This is a genomic window from Streptomyces sp. NPDC107654, assembly GCF_055639035.1.
The window spans coordinates 15,105-38,966 of record NZ_JBVKBI010000038.1 but is presented as its reverse complement, the minus strand read 5'-3'; the positions used below and the strand labels follow the sequence as shown (position 1 = coordinate 38,966).

General features: G+C 72.7%; 24 protein-coding genes. 6 read left to right on the top strand and 18 right to left on the bottom strand.

The window, feature by feature from the left end:
- Nucleotides 1-10: 10 nt before the first annotated feature.
- The 16 genes from ACZ7N4_RS37155 to ACZ7N4_RS37080 form a co-directional block, all read right to left on the bottom strand.
- Complete coding sequence (locus ACZ7N4_RS37155) at nt 11-1,156, bottom strand: nucleotide disphospho-sugar-binding domain-containing protein (protein ID WP_471367989.1); 1,146 nt, start codon at nt 1,154-1,156, stop codon at nt 11-13.
- Nucleotides 1,153-3,651 carry a PEP/pyruvate-binding domain-containing protein gene (locus tag ACZ7N4_RS37150; protein ID WP_471367987.1) on the bottom strand — a complete coding sequence of 833 codons (2,499 nt, stop codon included), beginning with the start codon at nt 3,649-3,651 and terminating at the stop codon, nt 1,153-1,155. The genes ACZ7N4_RS37155 and ACZ7N4_RS37150 overlap by 4 nt, the downstream gene beginning before the upstream one ends.
- A gap of 61 nt (nt 3,652-3,712) precedes the next feature.
- Nucleotides 3,713-4,591 carry an NAD(P)-dependent oxidoreductase gene (locus tag ACZ7N4_RS37145; protein WP_471367985.1) on the bottom strand — a complete coding sequence of 293 codons (879 nt, stop codon included), beginning with the start codon at nt 4,589-4,591 and terminating at the stop codon, nt 3,713-3,715.
- Nucleotides 4,592-4,632: 41 nt separating this feature from the next.
- Nucleotides 4,633-5,013: a SchA/CurD-like domain-containing protein gene (locus tag ACZ7N4_RS37140; RefSeq protein ID WP_450869805.1), complete on the bottom strand. Its 381-nt coding sequence runs from the start codon at nt 5,011-5,013 to the stop codon at nt 4,633-4,635.
- 39 nt (nt 5,014-5,052) lie between these two features.
- The gene (locus ACZ7N4_RS37135; protein WP_471367983.1) at nt 5,053-5,787 is read right to left on the bottom strand and encodes an SDR family NAD(P)-dependent oxidoreductase; all 735 of its coding nucleotides are present in this window, start codon (nt 5,785-5,787) and stop codon (nt 5,053-5,055) included.
- Nucleotides 5,788-5,822: 35 nt separating this feature from the next.
- The gene (locus ACZ7N4_RS37130) at nt 5,823-6,302 is read right to left on the bottom strand and encodes an anthrone oxygenase family protein (protein WP_471367980.1); all 480 of its coding nucleotides are present in this window, start codon (nt 6,300-6,302) and stop codon (nt 5,823-5,825) included.
- Between the two features lie 13 nt (nt 6,303-6,315).
- Nucleotides 6,316-6,960 carry an antibiotic biosynthesis monooxygenase family protein gene (locus ACZ7N4_RS37125; protein ID WP_471367978.1) on the bottom strand — a complete coding sequence of 215 codons (645 nt, stop codon included), beginning with the start codon at nt 6,958-6,960 and terminating at the stop codon, nt 6,316-6,318.
- A 46-nt stretch (nt 6,961-7,006) separates the two neighbouring features.
- Nucleotides 7,007-7,735, bottom strand: coding sequence for an SDR family NAD(P)-dependent oxidoreductase (locus ACZ7N4_RS37120; protein ID WP_471367976.1), 729 nt, complete (start codon nt 7,733-7,735; stop codon nt 7,007-7,009).
- Between the two features lie 37 nt (nt 7,736-7,772).
- Nucleotides 7,773-8,234 carry an anthrone oxygenase family protein gene (locus ACZ7N4_RS37115; RefSeq protein ID WP_471367974.1) on the bottom strand — a complete coding sequence of 154 codons (462 nt, stop codon included), beginning with the start codon at nt 8,232-8,234 and terminating at the stop codon, nt 7,773-7,775.
- 22 nt (nt 8,235-8,256) lie between these two features.
- Complete coding sequence (locus ACZ7N4_RS37110; protein WP_471367972.1) at nt 8,257-8,736, bottom strand: SRPBCC family protein; 480 nt, start codon at nt 8,734-8,736, stop codon at nt 8,257-8,259.
- A 2-nt stretch (nt 8,737-8,738) separates the two neighbouring features.
- Complete coding sequence (locus ACZ7N4_RS37105) at nt 8,739-8,981, bottom strand: acyl carrier protein (RefSeq protein ID WP_471367970.1); 243 nt, start codon at nt 8,979-8,981, stop codon at nt 8,739-8,741.
- 17 nt (nt 8,982-8,998) lie between these two features.
- Complete coding sequence (locus ACZ7N4_RS37100; protein ID WP_471367968.1) at nt 8,999-10,294, bottom strand: beta-ketoacyl synthase N-terminal-like domain-containing protein; 1,296 nt, start codon at nt 10,292-10,294, stop codon at nt 8,999-9,001.
- A complete protein-coding gene (locus ACZ7N4_RS37095; RefSeq protein WP_471367966.1) occupies nt 10,291-11,559 on the bottom strand; it encodes a beta-ketoacyl-[acyl-carrier-protein] synthase family protein in 1,269 nt (422 codons plus the stop codon). Before ACZ7N4_RS37095 ends, ACZ7N4_RS37100 begins: the two co-directional genes overlap by 4 nt.
- Nucleotides 11,556-11,960 carry a cupin domain-containing protein gene (locus ACZ7N4_RS37090; protein ID WP_471367964.1) on the bottom strand — a complete coding sequence of 135 codons (405 nt, stop codon included), beginning with the start codon at nt 11,958-11,960 and terminating at the stop codon, nt 11,556-11,558. The genes ACZ7N4_RS37095 and ACZ7N4_RS37090 overlap by 4 nt, the downstream gene beginning before the upstream one ends.
- 59 nt (nt 11,961-12,019) lie before the next feature.
- The gene (locus tag ACZ7N4_RS37085) at nt 12,020-12,343 is read right to left on the bottom strand and encodes a TcmI family type II polyketide cyclase (protein ID WP_450869827.1); all 324 of its coding nucleotides are present in this window, start codon (nt 12,341-12,343) and stop codon (nt 12,020-12,022) included.
- Between the two features lie 207 nt (nt 12,344-12,550).
- Nucleotides 12,551-14,068, bottom strand: a complete 1,518-nt coding sequence (locus ACZ7N4_RS37080; protein WP_471367961.1) for a peptide MFS transporter — start codon at nt 14,066-14,068, stop codon at nt 12,551-12,553.
- Between the two features lie 195 nt (nt 14,069-14,263).
- On the opposite strand from ACZ7N4_RS37080, the gene ACZ7N4_RS37075 reads away from it, so the two are divergent.
- Together ACZ7N4_RS37075 and ACZ7N4_RS37070 are read left to right on the top strand one after the other, a co-directional pair.
- The gene (locus tag ACZ7N4_RS37075) at nt 14,264-15,316 is read left to right on the top strand and encodes a methyltransferase (RefSeq protein ID WP_471367959.1); all 1,053 of its coding nucleotides are present in this window, start codon (nt 14,264-14,266) and stop codon (nt 15,314-15,316) included.
- 13 nt (nt 15,317-15,329) lie between these two features.
- Nucleotides 15,330-16,979 carry an FAD-dependent monooxygenase gene (locus ACZ7N4_RS37070; protein ID WP_471367957.1) on the top strand — a complete coding sequence of 550 codons (1,650 nt, stop codon included), beginning with the start codon at nt 15,330-15,332 and terminating at the stop codon, nt 16,977-16,979.
- Nucleotides 16,980-17,053: 74 nt separating this feature from the next.
- Here ACZ7N4_RS37070 and ACZ7N4_RS37065 read toward each other — a convergent pair whose 3' ends face one another.
- Nucleotides 17,054-18,703 (bottom strand): FAD-dependent oxidoreductase, encoded by a 1,650-nt coding sequence (locus ACZ7N4_RS37065; RefSeq protein ID WP_471367954.1) that lies wholly within the window; start codon nt 18,701-18,703, stop codon nt 17,054-17,056.
- Between the two features lie 14 nt (nt 18,704-18,717).
- Nucleotides 18,718-19,755 (bottom strand): tyrosine-protein phosphatase, encoded by a 1,038-nt coding sequence (locus tag ACZ7N4_RS37060; protein ID WP_471367952.1) that lies wholly within the window; start codon nt 19,753-19,755, stop codon nt 18,718-18,720.
- A gap of 212 nt (nt 19,756-19,967) precedes the next feature.
- On the opposite strand from ACZ7N4_RS37060, the gene ACZ7N4_RS37055 reads away from it, so the two are divergent.
- The 4 genes from ACZ7N4_RS37055 to ACZ7N4_RS37040 all read left to right on the top strand — a co-directional run bounded on the left by ACZ7N4_RS37055 (nt 19,968) and on the right by ACZ7N4_RS37040 (nt 23,813).
- Entirely contained in the window at nt 19,968-20,846 is an 879-nt protein-coding gene (locus ACZ7N4_RS37055; RefSeq protein ID WP_471367950.1) for an LLM class flavin-dependent oxidoreductase, read from the top strand.
- Nucleotides 20,843-21,523 (top strand): SDR family NAD(P)-dependent oxidoreductase, encoded by a 681-nt coding sequence (locus tag ACZ7N4_RS37050; protein WP_471367947.1) that lies wholly within the window; start codon nt 20,843-20,845, stop codon nt 21,521-21,523. The genes ACZ7N4_RS37055 and ACZ7N4_RS37050 overlap by 4 nt, the downstream gene beginning before the upstream one ends.
- Nucleotides 21,524-21,615: 92 nt before the next feature.
- Nucleotides 21,616-22,833, top strand: a complete 1,218-nt coding sequence (locus tag ACZ7N4_RS37045; RefSeq protein WP_471367945.1) for a cytochrome P450 — start codon at nt 21,616-21,618, stop codon at nt 22,831-22,833.
- On the top strand, nt 22,830-23,813 hold the full coding sequence (locus ACZ7N4_RS37040) for a Gfo/Idh/MocA family protein (RefSeq protein WP_471367942.1): 984 nt from the start codon (nt 22,830-22,832) through the stop codon (nt 23,811-23,813). The genes ACZ7N4_RS37045 and ACZ7N4_RS37040 overlap by 4 nt, the downstream gene beginning before the upstream one ends.
- Nucleotides 23,814-23,862 lie beyond the last annotated feature (49 nt).

The window sequence follows — 23,862 nt, the reverse complement described above, 5'->3', positions numbered from 1 at the left end:
TTGCGTGCGCCTACGGACCCACACGGGACGCGAGGCCGGCCACCGAACGCATCACGGTGTCCGGAGCTGGCCGGACCCTGTTCTCCCGGGCCACCTCGGCTGCGGCCGCCGCCAGCCGGTCGTCCCGCAGCATCTCCGCGACTACGGCACCGGCCTCGGACAGCGCGTCAGGCGCGAGTAGACGGCCCACGCCGGCCGCGACCACGCGTTCGGCATGGACCTTCTGATCGCCCTGGCCGGCCACGATCAGCTGGGGGACGGCGCAGGCGGCCGCGGTCAGCGTGGTGCCCGCCCCGCCCTGATGCACCAGCAGCGCGCTGCCGGGCAGCACCGTGTGCAATGGGACGGACTCCAGCACCCGCACGCCTGCGGGTGTCTCACCCAGCAGACCGCGCTGGTCACCCGCGACCAGCACGACCGTCTCGCAGTCCAGCGCGGCCAGTTGGACAAGGATCCGGCGCAGCGGCTCGAGATTCCCGTGCACCGCACCGAACGTGGTGCCCCAGGTGACACACACCCGGGGCCGGCCACTGCGCATCGGCGGCCCGACCACCGACGTGCCGTTGAACGGGACGTAGCGCATGGGCCGGCTGCCCGCCGGAGTCGCAGTCTGCAGCGCGGCCGGGCAGGGGTCCAGGGTGAAGGAGCCCAGGGGGGCCGGCGCGCCCAGCCCCCACCGGCGCCACAGCGGCTCCAGCAAGGGCCACTCCCGGTCACGCTGTGCGTAGGTGTGGTCGACGCCGTAGAGCAGGCGGACCGCCGGCCGGCCGGCCAGCGCCGCAGCCAGCGGACCGGCGTAGGCTCGCGGCTCGAAAAGCACGACGTCCGCCCACCGCTCGGCCAGTTCGGTCAGGTCCTCCAGCACAGCCTCGGCCGTCAGGGTGAACATGGCCATCGTGCGGGCCGCGCGCTGCTCGGCGGCCGTGCGCTGCTCGGCGGCCGGGGAAAACCCCTCCCAGGCGGCGCCCGGGTCGACGTCCCGGCCCACCCGCAGCACCGGCAGCCCGCTTCGGGCGGCCACGGGCGCGAACGCCGGGGGCAGCGCCAGCCGGACCTCGTGCCCGGCGGCCCGCAGCGCCCACGCCGCGGGCACCAGCGGATACAGGTGGGACACGATCGGGAACGCGGTCACCACGACGCGTAGGGGGCCGTTCACGAGCCCGCCGCCACATCCACCAGCCGGACGGTGCCGGCCTGGCCGTCGACCTCCACGACCTGCCCGTCACGTAGCACCTCGGTGGCGTTGCCGGTGGCGACGACCGCAGGGATCCCGTGTTCGCGCGCCAGGATCGATGGGTGGGACAGCAGGCCCCCGGTGTCGGTGACCAGCGCGCCGATCGACCCGAACAGCACCGACCACTGGGGTGTGGTCTCGGGGCACACCAGCACGTCGCCCGGCCGAAGCCGGCCGAACTCGCTCTCGCTGACGATCACCCGGACCGTGCCGGTGCAGCGCCCGGCCGAGGCCGCCGTACCACGCAGCAGCCGGTCGCCCTTCGCCGCCGACTCGCGCGCTCCCAGGTGGGAGACGGAGTCGGTCCAGCGCACCGGTTCCAGCAGTGCTCGGTCCGCGCCGGCGAGCGCGGGCAGCACGTCGTCCAGCGAGGCGGCTGTCTCCAGCTCCCCGTAGGCCGGCGGGCCGAGATGCGCGGCCGACCAGTTCCGCTCGCCGCGCCGCCGGTCCGCCAGGGGGCGCATGTCGTCGTCCGAACCGAGCGCTTCGCACGCTTCCTCGGCCGACAACAGAAACACGTCGTCCGCCTCGGCCAGGCGACCGCGCCGGACCAGCCGGGCGGCCAGTTCCAGCAGGACGTAGCGCACCTGCCCCCAGCAGGTGTGTGCGTAGAAGCCGGTGTCGTCGCGCAGCGGGAAGGAGCGCTCGGCCCGCTCCAGGGCACGGTCGAAGCGGGCCCGGTCGCCGGGGCTCAGGGCCGCCCGCGCGGCCGCCGCCGCGGATCGCCGGCCCCGCCGCGCGCGTGCCATGGCCCGCTGCGGGTCGCTGCCGACGGCCAGCTGACCGGCTATCAGCCGCAGGACAGTCGCCGGCTGTTCGGACAGCGAGGGCTCGGCCAGGTCCGCGCCCATGCAGCGTTGGCCGTAGTCCCGCAGGAAGCAGTCGAACGCGGCGGCGAACTCGGTGTCCACGCCGGACAGCCGCCCTACCGCGTCGTCGTCCGGTGCCTGAACCAGCGCGCGGAGCACGGGGCGCGCGCAGGCCAGCTGGGCCAAGCGGGCCAGCGCCAGCGCCGGCTCGGAGGACTTGCCGGGGAGCCCGGTCAGCAGCGGCAGCACCTCGGCGACGCCCCAGCCGAGCAGGTCCCGGCACAGCACGCCGAACTGCGCCCAGACCAAGCCCGCGGCGCCGCCGATCAGGAAGTGCACGGCCTGGGCGCGGTGCGCGAGCCGCAGCCGGGAGTCCAACTCGTCCAGCAGTTGGCGGTCCGTCAGTCCGGGCAGCGCGCCGGGCACAGCGGACGCGGTGCGCCGGGCCAGCCACGGCTGCCATCGGGCGTGCCACCGCTCGACCAGTGCGTACGGCTCGTCGGCGCGCACCGCGGCCGCCACCCGTTCGGCCCGGCGCAGCACGGCCGCGGCGTCTGGAAGAGGCACGATGCGCAGGTACGACCAGCCGCCCAGGCTCCGTACGTCGATGCGCTCGCCGAAGGCGTACCGGAAGAGGCCCTCGCTGCCCGCGTTCACGGCCGCGATGAGCGTGCTGACGTTCATGGGCGTGAGCGGTTTGAGGGTGTAGCCGCCGCGCAGCCAGCGGCCGGGCGGCACCTCGACGGCGACCGGTGTGCGCTCGGCGGGTTGCGGCAACGCGGTGACGGGCCGGGCCTGGAGCAGGACGGGCGCGTCGTCGGCCCAGGCCCACTCGATGTCCTGCGGGCAGCCGGCCCAGTCGGCCACCTGGCGGGTGAGCCGGGCGACATGGGAGATGCCGTCCGCGGGCAGGGCGTCCTGGGTGCCGGCGACCCGCCGGGGCTCCGCGTCCCCGCGCAGCACCCATTCGTCGGGGTCGGCCTGGCCGGAGACCAGCCGGTCGCCGAGGCCGCGTACGGCGTTGACGACCGTGTCGTCCGGGGAGCCGTCGACGGGGTTCACGCTGAAGGCGACACCGGCCGCCTCGGCGTCCACCATGGGCTGCACCAGCACGGCCATACCGGGTACCGGTGTGCCGGGCCGGGCCTCGCCGTGCGGCGCGAGCGCCGAGGCGTAGCACTCGCGTACGGCCTCGGTGAGCGCGGCCGGGCCGCGGACACCGAGCGTCGTCACATACTGCCCGGCGTACGAGCGTTCCGGGGTGTCCTCGGCGATGCCGGACGAGCGCACCGCCACATCCGTGCCGTCGAACGCCTCGGCGATCTGCCGCACGGCGTCCAGGACGTCCGCAGGCAGCGGCCGTTCGGCGGGCCGGGAGCCGGCCGCGGCGCCGCTCGGTTCGCGAAGCACTGCCTCAAAGGCACGCACGGTGAGCACCAGGCCGCGGGGCACCGGAAAGCCGTCCTGGCGCAGGGCCCCCAGCTGGGCAGCCTTGCGCCCGACGAGCGGTGCATCGCCGGGCCCGACGTCGTCCAGCGAGCGCAGCAGCTGTGTCCGCTCCGGTACCGGGGGCGCCGTCCCTGGCGAATCGGGGATTCCCACGGTCATGCTGTCCCTCCTGTCGTTGCTGTCGTTCCTGTCGGGTCAGACCGGCCGGTCCGGGAAGCGGTCAGGTACGCCGGGTGCCGGGGCGGTCGGGGGCCAGGACGACCGCCGCGTCGGTGTCACCGGCTCCGGCGTCGACGATGGCGTCGAAGGCGTCCGCCGCGGCGGACAGCACCGGCATGGACACGCCCGCGGCGCGTGCCGCGCGGGTGCCCAGGGTCAGATCCTTCGCCATCAGAGCCGCCTTGAAGGCCGCTGGCTCGTACTCGCCCTTGCGGCTGCGGTCGATACGGAAGGAGAGCACCTTCGAGCTGAATCCACTGGCCCCGATGGCTGCCAGCAGCCGGTCGCGGTCCAGCCCGGCGGCCACCCCGTAGTCCACGGCTTCGGCCAGCGCGGCCAGCTGGCCGCCGAGCAGCAGGTTGAAGACCAGCTTCGCGGTCGCTGCGTTGCCCGTCGGGCCGAGGTACGACACCTCCCGGCCCAACGTGTCGAGGACTTCTTGTGCCTCGCCGACAGCGTCCCGGGCACCGGCCGCGAGGACCCGCAGCTCACCGGCCGCCGCCTGCGGCGGATTGCCCAGCAGACAGGCCTCCACGCGGCGCACACCGCGGGCGTCCAGCTCCTGGGTGACGCGGCGGGAGCAGTCGGGGGAGACCGTGGAGGTGTCCAGCAGGCAGACGCCCGGCCGCCAGGCGTCCCCCGCGGCGTCGAGGACGGCGTCGACCGCCCGCTCGTCGCTCAGGCTGAGCAGCACCAGGCTGGCACCGCGCACCGCCTCGGCGACGGAACCGGCGGCCACGGCACCGGCCCGCACCAGCGGCTCGGTACGGTCGGCGGTGCGGTTGCGGACGGTGACCCGGAAGCCGGCCGCGAGCAGGCGAGCGGCCATGCCCGCGCCCATCGCGCCGAGTCCGATGACGCTGATCGCCTTGGTTGTCATGCCGTTCTCCTCAGCTTCTCTCCTCGGCTTCGCCGGGCCGGTCAGCGCTCGGCCGCCGGAGCCGGCACGGACAACTGGCTGATGCAGCGCATCAGGCTGCCTGCGAAGTGCCGCTGGAACCCTTCGGCGGTCGCGGTGTCGCGGGGCGCGGCCAGATACGGCTTCAGCCGCTCCTCGACGATGTGTACGCCGCGCTGGCGGGCCATGTGCCGGCCCACGTCCTTGATGTCACCCTCGTAGTGGATGACCCGCACGAGCAGTCCGTCCTTCATGAAGACGGCCGTGCCGAGCAGCCGGCCGACCTCCGCGCCGGAGTCGTCGCGCAGCACGGTGGAGTCGGCGCGCTGGAAGCCGGCGAAGATCTCCGCGATCTCCTCGTCGTGGCCGGGCTTGATGTCATAGGTGATGGCCGCGTACGGCATGGCGAGCTGTTCCCTTCGTTCGGGTGGGGTGCGCGGCGGTCACATGCCGCCGTCGACGTTGAGCGTGGCGCCGGTGACGTAACGGGAGGTGTCGCCGACCAAGTACAGGACCGCGCCGGCGACTTCCTCGGGGGTGCCGAGCCGGCCGAGCGCGGTCATCGCGTTGATCTGCCGTGCCACGTGCGGGGCCACGTCGTCCAGGCCCGTGCCGATCACGCCGGGGGCGACGGTGTTGACGCGTATGCCCTGCGGACCCAGTTCCTTGCACAGGGACCGGGTCAGCCCGACAACCGCGGCCTTCGCCGCCGTGTAGTGCGCCGCCCCGGCGCGGCCGCGTAGCGCGACGGATGCGCCGATGTTCACGACGGACGCCTGCTCGCCGAGGAGCGGCAGACAGGCCTGGGTGACCAGGAACATCGAGGTCAGGTCGGTGTCCAGCAGATGTGCCCAGCGCTTGGGTTCCAGGGTTTCGAACGGTGTGTGGTCGTGGATGCCCGCGTTGTTGACGACGGCGTCCAGCCCGCCGAACGCCTCCCGGCAGGTGGTGGCGAGGGCCCCGACCGCCTGTGGGTCCGTCACATCGGCACGCACTACATGGTGTTCGCCGCCGGCCCGGCGCAGGTCGGCCTCCAGCGTGGCGGCTGCGGCGCTGTCCTCGCGGTAGGCGGCGACGACCCGTGCGCCGGCCGTGGCGAGTGCGACGGCGATCGCCCGGCCGATACCGCGACTGCCCCCGGTCACCAGGACGCGTTTGCCCGTCAGGCCGAATGTCATCTCGTTCCTCTTCCTCTTCGTTTGTCAGCGGCCGGTCAGCGGGGGATGACCGCGGCTGTGGCGTTCGCGGCGAGCGCGCCCACGGCGCAGCAGGTGCGCAGCAGATTCCAGGCGCGCCAGCGGGGCCGCGGGTCGGAGCGGCCGGGCAGCCGCTCGTCGGACCCAGGCGCCTTGACCGCCCGGTTGATGGGCACGTTCGCCAGGTGCGACACCGCCGAGACGCCGATCAGCAGCGCCCCGGCGGCGCCGAACAGCGCACGCTGCACGCCCTGTGGACCAGTGGTGGCCAAGGCCGCGTCCAGCACCGCGCTGGAGAGCACAGTGAGGGGCATCGCGGGGTCGAAGTTGCGGCCGATGAGCCGGTGGACCTCCACGTAACGGGGCCACGACAGGCGCAGGAACATGGGTACGACGCTCAGGGCGACGCAGAACAGCACACCGGCGGTGATGCCACTGCCCAGAAGCGCGAGGACCTCCAGCACGGCGGTGATGGCGTGCTTTTCGTCGGAGTTCACGGGCGCACGCCGGTCAGTACCGTTCGCTGACGGTCAGGACGTCGAAGGTGCGGCCGCGGGAGGTGTCCTGGTAGGGACGCAGCGGAGCCGTCGTCTCCCGGTGTCCCGGCCCCTGCTCCCAGGTCTGGAAGGCCTCCAGGGACTCCCATTCGCTCATCACCACGAAGCAGCGCGGATCCAGGCGGGAGCGCAGCAGTTCGTTGCCGAGCAGTCCGGGCGTACCGCGCAGGGCCTCACTGATGTGGTGGTAGGCCGTGGTCACGGCGTCGGCGCCGCTGGCGTCCTCGGGCTCCCGGGCGTGGACAAGGACGCGTGTCCGTGCCGTCATCGCCTGGCCGGTGAGGTGACTCACCACGCGCATGGTGGTCATGCTGCCCGCGCGGCGGTACGGGTGCAGCCGGCTGCGGTGCTCCAGGTGCTCGGCGCTGCGCTCGTACTCCCGGAAGCGCTGCTCGTCGGTCCAATCGCTGACGATGTAGTAGACGTCCTCCTCCTCCAGGCTCGCGGAGAGCCACTGGCCCAGGTTCGCTGCCTGGCCGGTGATGGTGCCGGCGCTCTCCCGCCAGACGCGCTCGAAGTCCGGGCCCCGGCCGGGGTGGACCTCCATGCGCAGCGTCACGCGGAAGACGTGCTCGGGGGACGTGTTCTGCTCGGACATGGTCGTCGTCTCTCCTTGTACGGCCTGGCCTGCCGGGATCCGCCGGTCAGATGCCGCCGTCGACGTTGAGGGTCTCGCCTGTCACATAGGTGGACAGGTCGCTGGCGAGGAACAGCACCGGGCCGGCAACCTCCGCGCCGCGGCCGATCCGGCCAAGCGAAGTGAGCTGCTGGTAACGACCTCGGATCTCGTCGGTCAGCGGCTTGTCGGCCGTCTCGATCACCCCGGGCGCCACCACGTTGACCCGGACGCCGCGTGTGCCGAGTTCCTTCGCCAGCGAGCGTGCCAGGCCCACGAGCCCGGCCTTGGCCGCGGTGTAGTGGGCGCGCAGCGGGATGCCGGCCTGCGCGGAACGGGAACCGACGAACACGACGGACGCGCCCGGCTGAAGCAGCGGCAGCGCGCGGGACGTCAACAGGTAGGCGGCGGTGAGGTTGGTGTCGATGACCCGGTGCCACTCCTCGTGCGCCAGTTCCGCGAAGGGCACATGGCTGATGGCTCCGGCGTTGCTCACCAGCGCGTCGAGTCCGCCGAGCCGGGTGCGGCACTCGTCGAGAAGGGTGTCGACCTGGTCGGGCACGGTCACGTCCGCCAGGGTGACGTGGTGTTCGCCGCCCCGTTCGGCCAGCTCCTTGGCCAGCTCTTGGGCCGCCCAGTCGTCCGAGCGACCGCACACGACCAGACGCGCTCCCGCGTCGGCGAACTCCAGAGCCAGCTCGCGTCCGATGCCACGGGTGCCTCCCGTGATCAGGACACGCTTTCCGTCGAGCCACATGCCACTTCACTCTCTCTCGGGGTTGGTCGGAACGGGGTCACAGAAGGCTCGCCACGGCCAGGGCGTCGAGCAGCAGTGCGCCGGTCATCGCGGCGGTACGGGCCAGATGCCAGCGCCGCCACCTGGCGCGGGGGTCGCTGCGGGCCCAGTCGCCGGGTTCGCGTTCGGGGTCGAGGGCCAGGACGAACCGGTTGATTGGGACCGCCTTCGCGACTGACAACGCGACCACCGAGGCCACCAGGACGACGGCACACACCAGCAGGGTCCGCGCGGCGACCGAGGGGGCCCACACCGCGGCCGCGGCACCGGACAGCATCGCCACCGTGTTGATCACCGGCATGGCGGGGTCGTAGCGCGGTTGCAGGAACTGAACGGTCGTCACGTACTCGCGATAGGTCTGGACCTGCATCAGCGGCGCGGTACCCACGGCCGTGCAGAACATGTCGCCCGCGGCCACCCCGGTGCACACGAGGAGCACAGCGATCAGGGTCGGGAACACCTCAGCCCTTTCGTACCGACGCTCACCCGGGGTCACCGACGAGGCCACGGTCCTGCTGAGCGGCCTCCTCCAGAAGGTGTTTGATTCGTGCCTGCTGCCGACGGGTGTTGCGGTTGATGAGGTCCGCCATCGCGGCGTCCCCGACCGGAGCGGACGGCTTCATCTCGAAGTCCTGCACCCAGCGCATCCGTACGCCGTCACCGTCAGGCAGGTACTCCCAGAAGATGCTCATGTATTTGAAGGGGCCGGTCTCTACCCGGTGGGAGCGGGTGGTCCGGGTCGCCGCGTCCAGCGTGCGCCGGGAGACCCAGCTCCACTTCCGCCCGTCCGCGTCCGGATGCAGCGTGAGCCGGAAGACGACCGTGTCCCCGTCCTGCCGCTCCACGGTGGCCTCCGCGTACTCGTCGAACAGCTCGGGCCAGGAGGCGATGTCGTTCGTGCGCTCCCAGACCAGGTCCATGGGCGCCTCGATGTAGACACTGTTGTCCGTGTGCATGGCCATGGTCAGGCCCCCCGGTTCCGACCGGACACGCGCTCCAGCAACAGGCGCGGTGTGGTCAGTTCGGAGGTCTCTTCTTCCGGGAGATCCACACCCGTGCGGTGCTGGACCTCCGTGGTGATCTCCAGCACAGCGAGGGAGTCGTAGCCCAGCTCGGTCCAGCTGCGGTCGAGGATGTCGTCGTCCAGGTCGACGCTGTCCTCGACGCCGCTCTGGCGCATGATCCCCTTCAGTTCGTCAAGCAGCATGACGTGTCCGTCCTCTCTCATGTGCGGTGCAGTGGGAGCCAGTCGCGGGTGAGCACGAGCGCCGAGTTGAAGCCGCCCGCTCCACGCGCGAGCACCAGCGCGGTACGCAGCTCGGCGGCGCGCGGACGGCCCACGACCAGATCGATCGGATGCTCGGGGCTCGGCGCGGTGGGCAGGGCGGTCGGCGGGACGACGCCGTCGCGTAGGGCCAGCAGGGCCAGGGCCGCGTCCAGCGCACCAGCGCCCGCGTTGAGCCGCCCGAGCAGCGCCTTCGGCGCCGTCACCGGTACTGCGTGCGGCCCGAACAACTCGGCGAGGACTCGCGATTCGGCCGTGTCACGCACCCGGTCGCCAGCCGCGTCGGCGAACACCACGTCGACCCCGGCGGGTTCGACTCCGGCGTCCCGCAGCGCGCCCAGGGCGGCAGCCGCGAGCCCGCTGCCCGCCGGCTCTCCGGGGCCGTCGAAGGTCGCGGCGTGTCCCGCCAGCCGGCCGTACACCCGCGGGGCACGGCGCGCGCGAGCGGCCGCCGCGTCCTCGGTGACGAGGAGCGCGCCACCCTCCCCGGGCACGTATCCGCACGCGTCCTCGTGGAACGGGAGGTAGGCGCGTGCGGGATCCGTACGGTGGCTGACGGACCCGTCGGCGTCCAGGCAGGTGAGCGCGTAGGGCGACAGCGGAGCCTCGGTTCCGCCGGTGACGACCAGAGCGGTGCCGGTGCGCAGCGCGCGGCGGGCCGCCGCCAGGGCGTCGAGTCCGCCCGCCTGGTCGGCGACCAGGACGGAGCACGGCCCCTGCAGGGCGTGCCGGATGGACAGCTGGCCGGTGGTGGCCGCGTAGAACCAGGCGATGGACTGGTAGACGGACACCCGCCCCGGTCCCTCGGTCCACAGTCGGGCCAGTTCGCGCTGCCCGAACTCGGTGCCGCCGGATCCGCTGGCCGTGATCACGGCCATGTCGTACGGGTCGTACGGCCCCTGCCCGGGATCGTCCAGGCCCGCGTCGCGCAGGGCGGCCTCGGCGGCGACGAGCGCCATCTGCGTCCAGCGATCGGTCTGCGCCCGGATCCGGCTCGGCACGGCGGCGGTGAACGCCTCGTCGGGGACCGTGCCGCCCAGCCGGGCGGGCCCGGTGGGGGTGAAGCGGGTGAGAGGGCCGATGGCGCTTCGCCCGGCGAGGACGCTCGCCCACACCTCCTCGGTGTCCGTGCCGCCAGGGGCGAGGATCCCGATGCCGGTCACCACCGCCTCGCCGGAGCGGCCGGCCGGAGTGACCCTGGTGCGAGCGGCGGTGTCGGGCGCTGTCGTGCTCATGCGGCCCTCCCCGGCCTGGCGAGCACCATGGCGCTCTGGAAGCCGCCGAACCCGCTGCCGACCGTGAGCACGGTGTCCAGCCGGGCCTCCCGGGCCGTAACCGGCACGTAGTCCAGGTCGCACTCCGGGTCGGCGGTGTGCAGATTGGCGGTGGGCGGCACCACCTGGTGCGCCAGCGCCAGCACGCAGGCGGCGATCTCCAGGGAGCCGATGGCGCCCAGCGAGTGCCCGATCATCGACTTGACGGAGCTGACCGGAACGTCGTACGCGTGGCTTCCCAGCGCCCTCTTCAGCGCGGCCGTCTCGTGGCGGTCGTTCTGCCGGGTGCCCGAGCCGTGGGCGTTGACGTAGTCGACGGCGGTGGCGTCGGTCCGGGCCCGGTCCAGCGCCGTGCGGGCCGCCTCGGCCAGCTCCCGGCCGTCGGGCCGCAGACCGGTCATGTGGTAGGCGTTGCACCGGGTGGCAAAGCCGGACACCTCGGCGTAGACGCGGGCGTGGCGGCGCAGCGCGCGGCCGTGCTCCTCCACGACGAACACGGCCGCCCCCTCGCCTAGGACAAATCCCCTGCGGTCCCGGTCGAAGGGGCGGGAGGCGTGCGCGGGGTCGTCGTTGTCAGGAGTCGTCGCCTTGATGCTGTCGAAGCAGGCAACGGTGATGGGAGTGATCGGCGCGTCGGTCGCGCCGGCCAGCATCACGTCGGCGGATCCTTCCTCGATCAGCGCGACGGCGTGGCCGACGGCGTCGAGGCCAGATGTGCAGCCGGTCGAGACCGTGGTCACCGGACCCCGCGCACCGCTGCGCCGGGCTACCTCGGCGGCGAAGCTGCTGGGCACCAGGTGGTCGCGCAGCTGGGGCATTTCGGAGGCGACACCGGTCACCCAGTCGCGGCCCCGCCTCGACAGGGCGACGTAGCCGGTCTCCAGCCCGGTCGACGCGCCCACCGCGGTGCCCAGGCTGACACCGAAGCGGTGCGGGTCGGTGACGGCGCCGTCGAGGCCGCTGTCCGCGCGGGCGCGTTCGGCGCACACCACCGCGAACTGGGCCGCCCGGTCCAGGGTGCGGACCTCGTCCGCGGTCAGGCCCTCGGCCTCGGCGTCGAAGTCGCACTCCGCGGCGATCCGGGAGCGGAATCCGCTCGCGTCGAACAGTGAGATGGGACGGGTGGCCGTGCGCCCCTCGGAAAGCAGCGACCAGAACTCCTTGGCTCCGGCTCCGCCGGGTGCGACGACGCCGAACCCCGTGATGACCGCCCGACGCCGGTTCACCGGGCGCCTCCTACCTCGGGCTGCGGCTCGTCCGGGGCGGGCAGCGCCTCGGTGTCGACGTGGCCGAGTTCCGGGCGAGGCGCCAGCGGACACAGGTGGAAGACCGCCTCCGCTGGCTCGGCACCGTGGTTCTCGATGCGGTGGCGCATCGCACGCGGCACGAGGACACCCTCGCCGGCCCGGACCGGAACAGGCCGGCCGTCCAGGCGCGCGGTCACCTCGCCCCGGGTGACATACAGGAACTCCTCTGAGTAGGGGTGGTAGTGCTCGCTGACGAACTCGCCCGGGCGCAGGGTGAGCATGCCCATGAACCCCGTTGTGGCACCGGCCGTCTTGGGGCCGAGCACGATCCGTAGCTCGCCGCCGCGCCGGCGGTTGGGTTCGACGTCGGTGAAGGCCACCGCGCGCGGGGCGGGCGGCAGGGCCGACGGCCCTTCAGGCCGCGGTGCGGCGCCGGCCGTCACCGCGCCCGCCAGGTGTAGAAGCGGGTGGCCATGGCATCGGCCGGGCCGCGCCAGGTGTCCGGGTCGTACGGCTTCACGTACGGCTCCAGCCGGCGGCTGATGTCCTCGAAGTGCGGGTTCGCCGCGGCCTCGGTGATGCGCTCCGCCACCGGCTCCTCCGCCTCGATGAGGTGGAAGTACAGACCGCGGTAGTGGAAGAGTGAGCGGCCGGTGACGCCGACGAGGCCCGGCAGCGGCCCCGCATCGGACGCGGCGAACGCGTCGGCGACGGCATGTGCGTGTTGTTCGTCCATTCGTGCCACGATGAGCCTGCGTTCCACCGTGCTTTTCCTCCGCTGCTCGATTTTCCGACCCAGATCTTTCCGGCACTTCTTAGAGAACCGATCTAGAAGCCTTCCAGCCCGCTGGCCTGGGCGTTTACTCGGGCTGAGACGGTGTTGGGAAAGGCCTTCGCTACACTTTTCCTTCGTTTTCTTCCGAGGGCATTGCCAGCCCTTCGGGAAAGCGAAGGGGCACGGGGAAAGCCGTCAGAATGCGGATGTGGTGACCGGTCCCGTTGCCTGCGGTGTCGTCGGCACAGGCATGGCGAGCCGGTGCGTCAGGGCCCGGCGGCCCACCAGCAGCGCGCCCGCGACCGCGGCACCGGTGGCAGCGAGAAGCAGGAAGTAGACGGGCTGCGGCACCAGGTCCGTCAGGTGCACGAGCTGGCTCCCGATGGCCGCGCCGAACGCGGAGCACATCCAGTACAGGCCCATGGCACGGCCCGCGAAAGCGGCCGGCGCGATGTCCGCGGAGGCGCTGAGTCCGACCGGGGCGAGGACCACCTCCCCGCAGGCCAGCAGGAAGAAGGCGGCCAGCAGCCACAGAGGTGACACCAGGTGACCGCCAGCCGCACGCGCGGCCGCGCCGCTCATCGTGGCCATCGACGCGGCGGCCAGCCCCAGCCCGACCGCCAGCTTCACCGGCAGCGAGATACGCCGTCCCGAGCTCGTCCAGAGCCGGGCCGCCAGCGGGGCGATCACCAGAATGAACAGCGGTGTCGCCGACTGGAACCAGCCGGCGGGCAACTGGGTGCCGGCCAGGTGTCGGTCGGTGGACCATTTGGCGAACAGGCTGAGGACAGAACCAGCCTGAATCACGAACATCCAGAACAGGGCAGTGGCCCCGAGCACCCATCCGAACGCGGTGACGCGAACCCGCTCGCCGGCGTCGAGCGCCGCGTTGCGACGCAGCGCCAGGAAACACAGGACGGGCGCGACCATGGTGACCAGGCCCATCGCCGCCACTGCGTGCATCAGCCGGAACGCCCCGCTCACCGCGTCCGCGCCAGCCACCGCGCCGACACAGCCGACCGCGGTCACCACGATGCGCAGTACGCGCCGCAGGTGATCCGGTGTGGCCGGATGCCCGGGGGCCGCGCCCACCGCCCCGAAGGACCCGATGCCCCACGCGAACTGGAGCACCCCGTAAGCCATGCCGACGCCCGCCGCCGCGAAGCCCCAGTGCCAGGAGAACGTCTCGCCCAGGAAACCGGTCACCAGCGGGGCGGCCAGCGCGCTGATCTGGATGCTGACGTAGAAAACCGACACCGCGGCCTCGCGTTCGGTGCTTCGGTCCGGGGGGTAGAACCGGCTCAGCAGGGCCAGCATGTTGGGCTTCAGCAGCCCCGTGCCGCAGGCGATCAGTGCCAGGCCCGCGTAGGCGCAGGCCGTCGTCGGCAGGGTCATCGTGGCGTGTCCCAGGGCGATGACGACGCCGCCGGCGAGCACGGCCCGCCGCTCGCCCAGGACCCGGTCTCCCACCCAGCCGCCCGGCATCGCTGCGATGAACACCACGCCCACGTAGGCCCCGTACAGCGCCAGCGCCTGTGTCCTAGGCAGCCCGAGGCCCCCGTCGTGTGCCGGTGCCGTGGCGAACAGGACCAAGATGGCCTGCATCCCGAAGAAGCTGAACCGCTCCCACATGTCCGTGAGGAACAGGGTGACGAACCACCTCGGCTGGCCCAGTGCGCGCCGCGCACGGGCGGCCTGGTGCTCCCCGGCCATGGGATCTCCCTCCGCGCTCCGTATCCGCCCTGGCGGGCGTGCCGGACCAGAATCCGCCAAGCTTTTCCAAGAGAGTTGGGGGTCCGCTGGGGCCGCTCTGCGGGCACGCCGACGGTTCCTGGATCCGAGCTCGAACGCCGGGTGTCAGTGTGTGCCGTGTTGTCGACGCGACCGCCGGAAAGGGGCCACGACCACGTGACGCACACCTCACCGACCTTTGAACCCACGAGCCTTGAGGACATCAACCGGCTCGGCATCGCCTTCGCTCAGGCGAAGGTCGTCCTCAGCGCCATCGAGCTGGACCTGTTCACGGTGCTGGCCGCAGGTCCGGCCACGGTGGGACAGCTGCGCGAGCGTCTGGGGCTGCATCCGCGGGCAGCGCGGGACTTCCTGACCGCCCTGGTCTGCTGCGGCCTGCTGCGCCGCGACGGCGACCGGTATGCCAACACGCCAGCTGCTGACCGCTATCTCGACAAGGCCAAGCCCGAGTACGGCGGTGCCTTCCTGGAGCGCGCCAACCACATGATGTACCCGGCCTGGTCCGGGCTGACGGGTCTGCTGCGCACGGGCGAGCCGCAGCTGGCGGGCCGCGAGGACCAGGCGGCCGCGTTCAAGCGCATGATGGCCGAACCCAGCCGTCTCAGGAACTTCCTGCGCATGATGGACGCGGTCAGCGGCCCGCTCGCCGCAGACATCTGCGCGGCGTTCGACTGGGGCGCCCACCGCACCGTCCTCGACGTGGGCGGCGCGCGGGGCAACCTGCTCGCCAGCATCCTCACCGCCCATCCTCACCTGACCGGCGGGGTGTTCGACCTGCCGCCGATCGGACCGATGTTCGACGAACACATCGCAGGCTTCGGACTGACAGACCGGGCGGTGTTCAGCGGCGGCGATTTCTTCGCCGACGAGCTGCCCCCCGCCGACGTCGTCATCACGGGCCATGTCCTGCACGACTGGACTCCCGAGGAACGCGCCCACCTGGTGAAGAAGCTGGCCGACGCGGTACGGCCCGGCGGCGCGCTGCTGATCTACGACCAGCTGCTGGAGGACGAGCCGAGCGACCCGTGGAACACGCTCATCAGCCTCAACATGCAGCTGATCTCCAACGGCGGGTCGGAGTACACACTCGCCGAGTGCACTCGATGGCTCGCCGACGCGGGCCTTGAGCCGGTCGAGACAGCGTCAATCGGGGCGCACGACACCCTGGTCATCGCGCGCAAGCCCGGTGACTCCGGCACCGGCGCGTGAGAAAGAGAGCGAAATGACGCACAACGACTCCGCAGCGGCGCCCCGCTCCTCGGCCGAGGACGACGAGACACCTGACGAGACCCTGCATGTCCCGGTGCTGGTGGTCGGGGGCGGCCCGGTCGGCCTGTCCACCGCCCTGTTCCTGACCCGGCATGGCATCAGGCCGCTGCTGATCGAGCGCCGCGACGCGACCTCCCGGCTGCCCCGGGCGCCGGGCATCCAGGCCCGCACCCTGGAGCTGTTCCGCTCTATTGGGCTGGAGGAGGACATCCGCGCTCTGGAGATGGGCGACACCCTGCCCTACTTCGAGGGCGGCATCCTGCGCACCACCACCCTCGCGGAGATCGGCGACGCCGAGGTGGTGGAGGCCCCCCGGCTGGACGGAGCCGGTATCTCTCCCGTGACCGTCATGGGCTGCGGGCAGGACCGCTACGAGCCGGTGCTCCTAGAGCACGCGCAGAAGGCGGGCGCCGAGGTCCTGTTCCGCACCGAGCTGGTGGACCTGTGGCAGGACGATACCGGTGTCTTCGCCGTGCTGCGCTCCCATGACGACGGCAGCGAACGGCGAGTGTGCGCCGACTACCTGGTCGCGGCGGACGGCGCGAGTAGTTCCGTGCGCCGCAGCCTCGGCATCACCCAGCACGGCCGGGGCACCGTGTTCCACGCGCTGAGCATCTACTTCCGGGCTCCGCGGCTCGAAGAGATCATGGGCGGCCGGAAGTTCATCCTGTGCTACGCCACCCAGGGGCCGACCATGATGACCCTGTCCCGGTTGCACGGCTGCGACCCCTGGGCGGGGGCCGCCCTCTACGACCCGGAGAGGGAATCGCCGGCGGACTTCACCGAGGAACGCTGCATCCAGGTCGTGCGGGACGCCAGCGGAGTCCCCGACCTGGAGGTCGAGATCGTCGCCACCGTGCCCTGGGAGGGCGCGCAACGGGTGGCCTCGGCCTTCCGCGCGGGGCGTGTCTTCCTGGCCGGGGACGCCGCGCACGTCCACCCGCCGGCCGGCGGCTTCGGAGCCAACACCGGTATCCACGACGGGCACAACCTGGCGTGGAAGCTGGCCGCCGTGCTGCACGGCTGGGCGGGCGACGGGCTGCTGGACAGCTACGACACCGAACGCCGCCCGCTGGGCGCCGCCATGGCCGAGCAGGCGCTGCTGCGCAACCGCATCCGTCACGAATTGGCCGAGGACGGCGACCAGGAGCGCATGGTCGACGACATCGTGGTGACCCTCGGCTACCGCTACACCTCCTCGGCGGTGGCCGGGCCGGGGCACGCCGCCCCCCTGCTGCCCGGGTTGGACCTTACGGGCGCACCCGGCACCCGGGCACCGCACGTGTGGCTGCGCGAAGAGGACCAGCGGCTGTCCACGCTCGACCTGTTCGGCGACGCCTTCACGCTGCTGACCGAGGACGAGCGCTGGCTGGAGGCCGCGGCCGGGGCGGCGGCGCGGAGACCGGTTCCGCTGCGCGCCCACCTGATCGGTGCTGACGGCCTGGTCGCGGAAGGCGCCGACTGGGGTGCCCGTTACGGCGTGTCCGCCACGGGCGCGGTGCTCGTACGCCCGGACGGGTTCGTGGCCTGGCGCTCGCCGGCGGGAGACGAGCCGGACCGTGAGCGGACGCTGTCCGACGTGCTGACAGGCCTGGTCGCCTGACGGGCACGGCCTGACCGGACGTGGCGAACAGGAGGCGGGGGCGCGACGCCCCCGCCCCTTGGTGGGTGTACCGGTCAGGGTGCGACGCCGCAGCCCACCCGGTCCAGCGTGTCCGCCAGTTCGCGGTCGGGACACGGCCGTGCGCCCGTGCAGCGCCAGGCCACGAAGCCGTCCGGCCGTACGAGCACCGCGCCCTCGGGGGAGATGCCGTGCACGGCGGCCGACTCCTCGTCGAGCACCCGCACCACCAGGTTCCGGCCGCGTAGCGCGCGTGATGCCGTGGCCCATGAGCCGTTCCCGTCCGCGACCACCAGCACGAACTCCCGCCCGTACCAGTCGAGCGAGGATCCCTCCGCCGTGCCTGGCACGGCCACGTGCGGGGCGCGTGTCCCGGGGCGGCCGGTGAGCCGTTGCGGTGGTACCGCCTCCTCGTCCCAGCCTGCCTCGCCGGTCTCGTCGAGGACCGCGCAGGAGCGGTAGCGGTAACCGAAGACGACCGCGTCGTAGGGGACGGTCCGGTGCCCGGAGGGAGGTTCGGGCAGCGCACCGCGCTGGTGCATCAGCAGCAGCGCCTGTCCCAAGGTGAAGTCGGCCACGGGCCGCCGTTCAGCCTCGTACGTCGAGATGAGGTCGTCGCCTGCCCGGCCGGCCAGGACCGCCGCCAGTTTCCAGGCGAGGTTGTGCGCGTCCTGGATGCCGGTTCCGGCGCCGAAGGCGCCGGTTGGCGGTATCGCATGCGCGGCGTCGCCGGCCAGCAGGACGCGGCCCGAGCCGAACGACTCGGCGACGCCCGCGCCGATGCGGTAGCTCAGGACCTTCGTCCCGTCGGCGAGTTGCGGGATGAGCCGCACCGAGAGGCCGGCCACACCGACGGCGGCCCGGACCGCCGCGATACAGCGCTCGTCGTCGAAGTCCTCGATGCGCTCGCCCCGACCGGGGAACATCGGGGTGTTGAACACCCAGCGGTCCGGCGTCCCATGCGGGAAGAGCACGGTGCCGGGCGCCGGGCTGCCCAGATGACAGGAGGCCATGAAGCGGCCCCGGGCGGGGTCGTGTCGGCCGCGCAGCAGACCGCTCAGGTCGGCGTCGAAGACCATGCTGACGACATGGCCGAGGGTTCCAGGGCCACGCAGTTCGGTCCCCAGCAAGTCACGCACCCGGCTGGCGTGACCGTCCGCCCCGATCACGTAGGCGGTCCGCAGGACGCACTCCCCGCCGCGGCCGGCGCGCAGCCGGACGGTCACGCCGTCCGGGTCCTGCGCGAAGGAGAGCATCTCGTGACCGAAGCGGATGTCGGCACCCAGTTCCTCGGCACGGGCCCGCAGCAGCCCTTCCAGCCGGTCCTGGTCGATCAGGCTCCAGGAGGCGGGGCTGACGCGGAGCCCTTCCCGGGCGCCCGCGGGCGGCCGCTGCTCCGTGCGGCCCGTCTCGGGGCCGGCCAGGGTCTCGGCGCGCAGCATATACGCCGAAGGGAACTGGCTCTCATAGCCCTGTTCCCGGGTGACCGCCTCCTCGATGCCCACTTGGCGCAGCAGTTCGGCCGTGCGCGGGTTGATGCTGCGCGCCCGGGGGTGCGCCAGGGCGCTCGCGTGGCGTTCGACGACCGTCACCGCGTGGCCCTGCCAGGCCAGGAACACGGCAGCGGACAGACCGGTCAAGCCCGCGCCCACGACGAGTACGTCGGTGTCCCGGTCGGCGTGGTCCGGACGTGCCGTGCGCGGCACCACTGGCCGCCCCCTCACGACCGGACGAGCAGCGTCGCCCGCAGCCGCGCCACCATGTCAGGCGAGATGCCCAGTCCCGAGGACAGGTAGGCGGAGAAGGAGCCGTAGTCCCGCTGGATCTCGTCGTATGCGGCGTTCAGGTAGGCCTCGCTGGTGCCGGTGGAGAGCAGGTAATCCTGACGTACCACGGCGTCGGGCACGCCCAGCGCCTTGAGCAGGACGACCGTCATCCAGCCCGTGCGGTGGTTGCCTCCGGTGCAGTGGAACATCAGGGGGCGCTGGTCCGGGTCGGCGGCGCGCAGCAGCCCGTGGGTGAACTGGCGGCGCAGGTTCGGATTGGAGACGAACAGACGGTAGTTGTCGGCGATCGGGTCGTCGGACGGCGGGGTGGCCGGCGGCACCGCCTGGTCGGGGTCGCCCACTGGGTCCGCGATGTGTACGGTCCCGGCCGGCAGTGGGTCGAGTCCCTCGCGGGCCGCTTCCGCCGTGCTGCGGAAGTCGACGACCTCCGTCAGGCCCAGTGCGGCCAGCTGCTGCCGTCCCAGGTCGGAAGCCGGGGTGAGCCGGCCGGAGCGGAACACCGTGCCCCAGCGGATCCGCATGCCGTGCGCGGCCGGGTAGCCGCCCAGATCACGCGAGTTGGCGACCCCGTCGAGCGTCACCGTGCGCGCGGCGGTGACCGTGGCGGTGCCGCCGTCGGGCACCACGGCGAAGTACCAGCGGCGCAGCGGGTCGAGTCCCTGCACGGTCGTGTCGGTGCCGGAGATGACCGCGACCAGGCTGCGGTGGCCCGGCCGCAGCGCCGGGTCGGTGGACACGTAGATCCGCGTGCTCCCGTCCGGTACCGACGCCGTCCAGGTCAGCCGGTAGTCGCCGTTGGTGACGCGGACGGCAAGGACGTCGGCGACGCGCACCTTGACGTTCACGGCGGCCGCGGGCCGGGGCTGGGCCTGGGCCTGGACGGTCCCCAGGGCCATGCAACTGAGCAGTGCGGCGCCCACCGCCCCGGTGGCGACGGCGCGCCGGAACAACGGCGCAGTACGGTTTCTCATCGCGAGACTGCTTCCTCTGTGAAGACGTCACCGGATCACGGGGCGCACAGCGCCCCCCCCAGCGTCGTGCGCCGTCCTGGAGGACCGTTCCACCCTCGTTGGGGCCGCCCGGCCGCTCCGGCGTGCGGGGCCCGAACGGCATCAGACCCGCTCTTGAGAGCCGGCGGCGACAGTGGCGGACACATCGTCGTCGAAGACCGGGAGCTTTTCGTATGCAGATCAGTGTCGGCTTGCCGTCGATGGTCTCCGGTACAAGCCCGCGGCAACTCCTTGAGTGGGCCGTACGGGCAGAGGAAGGCGGCTTCGCCTCACTGGGTGTTCTCGACCGCATCGCGTACGGGAACTACGACCCCCTGGTCACTCTGGCCGCAGCGGCCGCGGTCACCGGGCGGATCCGGCTGACGACCACCGTCCTGCTCGGCGCCGCGCGCGGCGCGCCCGTGGTGCTGGCCAAGCAGGTGGCCTCCCTGCACCGCGTCGCCGCCGGACGGCTGACGCTCGGGCTGGCCGTCGGGGGCCGCGAGGACGACTACACGGCCACCGGGGCCGCCTTCCGCAATCGGGGACGGGACCTCGACGCGCTCATCGGCTCCCTGCGCACTCTGTGGCAGGGCGGCACGGAGGACAGCGCGGGATGTGTGGGACCGCCGCTGCCCAACGGCGCGCCACCGCTGCTCGTCGGGGGGCACTCGGACGCGGCGATGCGCCGTGCGGCCCGGTACGCCCAGGGCTGGATCTCGGGAAGCGGCTCCGCCGAACCGTTCGCCTCCCGCCTCGATCGCCTGCACCAGGCGTGGCGGGAGGCCGGCCGCACGGTCCGCCCGCGCGTCGTCGCGCTCGGCTACTTCGCGCTCGGTGACGGCGCCGCCGACTCCGTACAGCGCTATCTCGGCGACTGCTACCGGAACACCGGCCCGTACCTGCACCGGGTGGTGTCCGAGGCGCTCACCACGCCCGAGGCCGTGTCGAAGGCCGCCGCCGCCTACGACCAGGACGGCTGCGACGAACTGGTCCTCATGCCCTGTGACGCGGACCCGGCGCAGCTCACCGCGCTGGCCGAGGCGGTACGGGACCGGCTGGTGGCCTCATGACCCGCCGCACCGCGCTGGTCACCGGCGCCAACCGCGGGCTCGGGCTGGCGGTCAGTGCCCGTCTGCTCGCGGAGGGCCATGACGTGGTTGTCGCGGCACGCCGCGCCGACGCCGCCCGGGAGACCGCTCGCCGGCTCGGTCCCGGAGCCCGCCCGGTCGTCCTCGACGTGACCGACGACGACTCCGTGCGCACCGCGCACGAGCTGGTCGGCCCGGTCGACATCCTGGTCAACAACGCGGGTGTCCTGCTCGACGACGGCCGCCCGCCCCACCAGGTGCCGCCGGCCCTGGTCGCCGACACCTTCGCCGTCAACACGCTCGGCGCGCTACGCGTGTCGCAGCACTTCCTGCCCGGCATGCTCGAACACGGGTGGGGCCGGGTTGTCATGGTGTCTAGCGGTACCGGCGCCTTCAGCCACGGGCTGCACCCGGGCACGCCGGCCTACGCGGTCTCCAAGGCCGCGCTGAACGCGGTGACCGTACTCCTGGCCACCGCGTCCAGGGACAGTGGCGTCCTCGTCAACGCGGTCAATCCCGGACGCGTCCGCACCCGCATGATGCCCTCCGCGACCACCGAGCCCGAGGAGGCTGCGGCCGACATCGTGTGGGCCGCCACGCTTCCGGACTCGGGCCCCACCGGCACCTTCCTGCGGGCTGGCCGTCCTGTCGCCTGGTGACGCACGCCACCGGTCCCTGGCCTTCGGCCGTCGCACGCCCACACGCCACCCACCCGGCCTCCGAGCCGGACGACACCCCCTTGGGAGCAACTATGTCCACGATGGACACCGTCCCCGAATTCCCCTTCCCGTTCACCACACCCGGAGCCACGCTGGAGGCCTACGCGCGCCTGCGCGCCGACGAGCCGGTGGCCCGGGTACGACTGCCCGGCGGCCACACCGGCTGGCTGCTCACCCGGTACGAGGACGTGCGTACGGCCCTGACCGACGGCCGGTTCAGCAAGCAGGCCGCGACCGCCCCGGACGCGCCCCGGATCCTGCCCATCCACCGTGGCTCGAACTCCCTGGTCACCATGGACCCGCCCGACCACACCCGGCTGCGCCGCCTGGTGTCGGGCGAGTTCACCGGGCGACGCATCGAGGCCCTGCGGCCGAGCGTCGAGCGGATCGCCGAGGAACTCGTGGACAGCATGCTCCTGACCGAGGACCGGCGTGCCGACGCGCTGGACGCGCTGGCACTGCCCCTGCCCATCCGAGTCATCTGCGAGCTGCTCGGCATCCCGGCGGAGGAACAGGACGAGTTCCAGCGGTGGAGCGACCACATCCTGACCTTGTCCCCGGCAGGGCCCGGCGCAGCCGAGGCTGCCGCAGCAGCCCAGTCCGCCGCCCGCAGCCTCATGGGCTACCTCGGCAAGCTCCTCGCCGCCAAACGGGCCGCTCCCGGCGACGACCTGCTCAGCCGCCTGGTCCGCGCTGAGGACGAGGACTCCCTCAGTGGCGAGGAACTGCTCACGTTCGCGATGACGCTCCTGGTGGCCGGCTATCACACAACCACCGCCGCGATCTCTCACCTGCTGCTGCACCTCCTGGACGACACGAGCCGCTACACCGCCCTGCTCGACGACCCGGCGACGATCCCCGGCGCGGTCGAGGAGGCCCTGCGCTACAGCCAGGTCGCCTCCGGCTTCGGGTCGCTGCGCATCGCCGTCGAGGACGTCGAGCTGAGCGGCCGGACCATACGCGCCGGCGAGGCCGTCGTCCCGCTGATGAACTCGGCCAACCGGGACGCCGCCGTCTTCGCCGACCCCGACCGGATGCGGCTGGACCGCTCCCCCAATCCACACCTCGCGTTCGGCGCGGGCATCCACTTCTGCCTCGGCGCCCCGCTCGCCCGCCTGGAACTGCGGCTCCTGCTCGAAGTGCTGGCCGACCGCCGGGTAGCCCTGCGCCTCGCGCAGCCGGTCGGGGACCTCACCTGGCAGCTGGCCACCGCCTTTCCGCGGCCCGACCGGCTGGAGGTGCGGTGGTGACCGACGGTCGGCTGCGCATCGGCGTCCTCGGCTGCGCCGACATCGCAGTGCGCCGCGCCGCGCCGGCGGTGCGTGCCGCCGGGCTGACGCTGGCCGCCGCGGCCAGCCGTGACGCCGGCAAGGCCCGTGCCTTCACCGACCGGTTCGGCGGCACCCCCTTGCACGGCTACGAGGCGCTGCTGGTGCGCGAGGACATCGACGCCGTCTACATTCCGCTGCCTGTCGCCCTGCATGAGGAATGGGCGACGGCGGCACTGGAGGCCGGCAAGCACGTTCTGCTGGAGAAGGCGGCCACGACGACGGGCCGGGGTGCGCGCCGGCTGACGGCGTTCGCGGCCAGCCGTGACCTGCTGGTCATGGAAAACTTCACCTTCCTCCAGCACGGCCAGCACGCGGAGGTGCGCAAGCTGGTCGGGGACGGCGCGATCGGCCGTCCCCGGCTGTTCACCGGCGAGTTCGGCTTTCCGCTCGCCGACCGCGCCACCATCCGCCACAACCCCGAACTCGGCGGCGGCTGCCTTCTGGACGTCGGTTGCTACCCGTTGCGAGCGGCCCAGCTTTTCCTCGGCGACGCGCCGGCCGTGCTGGGCGCGACCCTCGGCATCGACGCGGAGGCGGGGGTGGACATCGCCGGCACGGTGCTGCTGAGCGGCGCCGACGGCCTCGCGGCCCAGTGCGCGTTCGGCTTCGCCCACGGGTACCGCAACACGTACGCGCTGTGGGGCGAGGCCGGCCGTATTTCTCTCACCTGGGCCTTCACCCCGCCGGCCACCACCGGGCCGGTGCTGCGCATCGAACGGCAGGACCATGTCGAGGAGCGGGTATTGCGGGCGGACGACCAGTGGGCGAACACGCTGCGGCGCTTCGCCGAGCTGACCGCGCGCCCGGCGGAGCACCACGTGGAACACGAACGTCTCGTACGGCAGGCGGACGTGCTGGACGCCGTCGCCGGCCGGGCCCACCGCACCGTCTCGCCCTGAGCGTGCGTCCGCCCGCCGGATACCGGGCAGGTCTGCTCCGGCGGGCGGA

What these genes read in the sequence shown, in the direction of transcription:
- ACZ7N4_RS37150 (WP_471367987.1), bottom strand. Translation starts at nt 3,651, where the DNA reads ATGACCGTGGGAATCCCCGATTCGCCAGGGACGGCGCCCCCGGTACCG.
- ACZ7N4_RS37145 (WP_471367985.1), bottom strand. Translation starts at nt 4,591, where the DNA reads ATGACAACCAAGGCGATCAGCGTCATCGGACTCGGCGCGATGGGCGCG.
- ACZ7N4_RS37140 (WP_450869805.1), bottom strand. Translation starts at nt 5,013, where the DNA reads ATGCCGTACGCGGCCATCACCTATGACATCAAGCCCGGCCACGACGAG.
- ACZ7N4_RS37135 (WP_471367983.1), bottom strand. Translation starts at nt 5,787, where the DNA reads ATGACATTCGGCCTGACGGGCAAACGCGTCCTGGTGACCGGGGGCAGT.
- ACZ7N4_RS37125 (WP_471367978.1), bottom strand. Translation starts at nt 6,960, where the DNA reads ATGTCCGAGCAGAACACGTCCCCCGAGCACGTCTTCCGCGTGACGCTG.
- ACZ7N4_RS37120 (WP_471367976.1), bottom strand. Translation starts at nt 7,735, where the DNA reads ATGTGGCTCGACGGAAAGCGTGTCCTGATCACGGGAGGCACCCGTGGC.
- ACZ7N4_RS37110 (WP_471367972.1), bottom strand. Translation starts at nt 8,736, where the DNA reads ATGGCCATGCACACGGACAACAGTGTCTACATCGAGGCGCCCATGGAC.
- ACZ7N4_RS37105 (WP_471367970.1), bottom strand. Translation starts at nt 8,981, where the DNA reads ATGCTGCTTGACGAACTGAAGGGGATCATGCGCCAGAGCGGCGTCGAG.
- ACZ7N4_RS37100 (WP_471367968.1), bottom strand. Translation starts at nt 10,294, where the DNA reads ATGAGCACGACAGCGCCCGACACCGCCGCTCGCACCAGGGTCACTCCG.
- ACZ7N4_RS37080 (WP_471367961.1), bottom strand. Translation starts at nt 14,068, where the DNA reads ATGGCCGGGGAGCACCAGGCCGCCCGTGCGCGGCGCGCACTGGGCCAG.
- ACZ7N4_RS37070 (WP_471367957.1), top strand. Translation starts at nt 15,330, where the DNA reads ATGACGCACAACGACTCCGCAGCGGCGCCCCGCTCCTCGGCCGAGGAC.
- ACZ7N4_RS37060 (WP_471367952.1), bottom strand. Translation starts at nt 19,755, where the DNA reads ATGAGAAACCGTACTGCGCCGTTGTTCCGGCGCGCCGTCGCCACCGGG.
- ACZ7N4_RS37055 (WP_471367950.1), top strand. Translation starts at nt 19,968, where the DNA reads ATGCAGATCAGTGTCGGCTTGCCGTCGATGGTCTCCGGTACAAGCCCG.
- ACZ7N4_RS37050 (WP_471367947.1), top strand. Translation starts at nt 20,843, where the DNA reads ATGACCCGCCGCACCGCGCTGGTCACCGGCGCCAACCGCGGGCTCGGG.
- ACZ7N4_RS37045 (WP_471367945.1), top strand. Translation starts at nt 21,616, where the DNA reads ATGTCCACGATGGACACCGTCCCCGAATTCCCCTTCCCGTTCACCACA.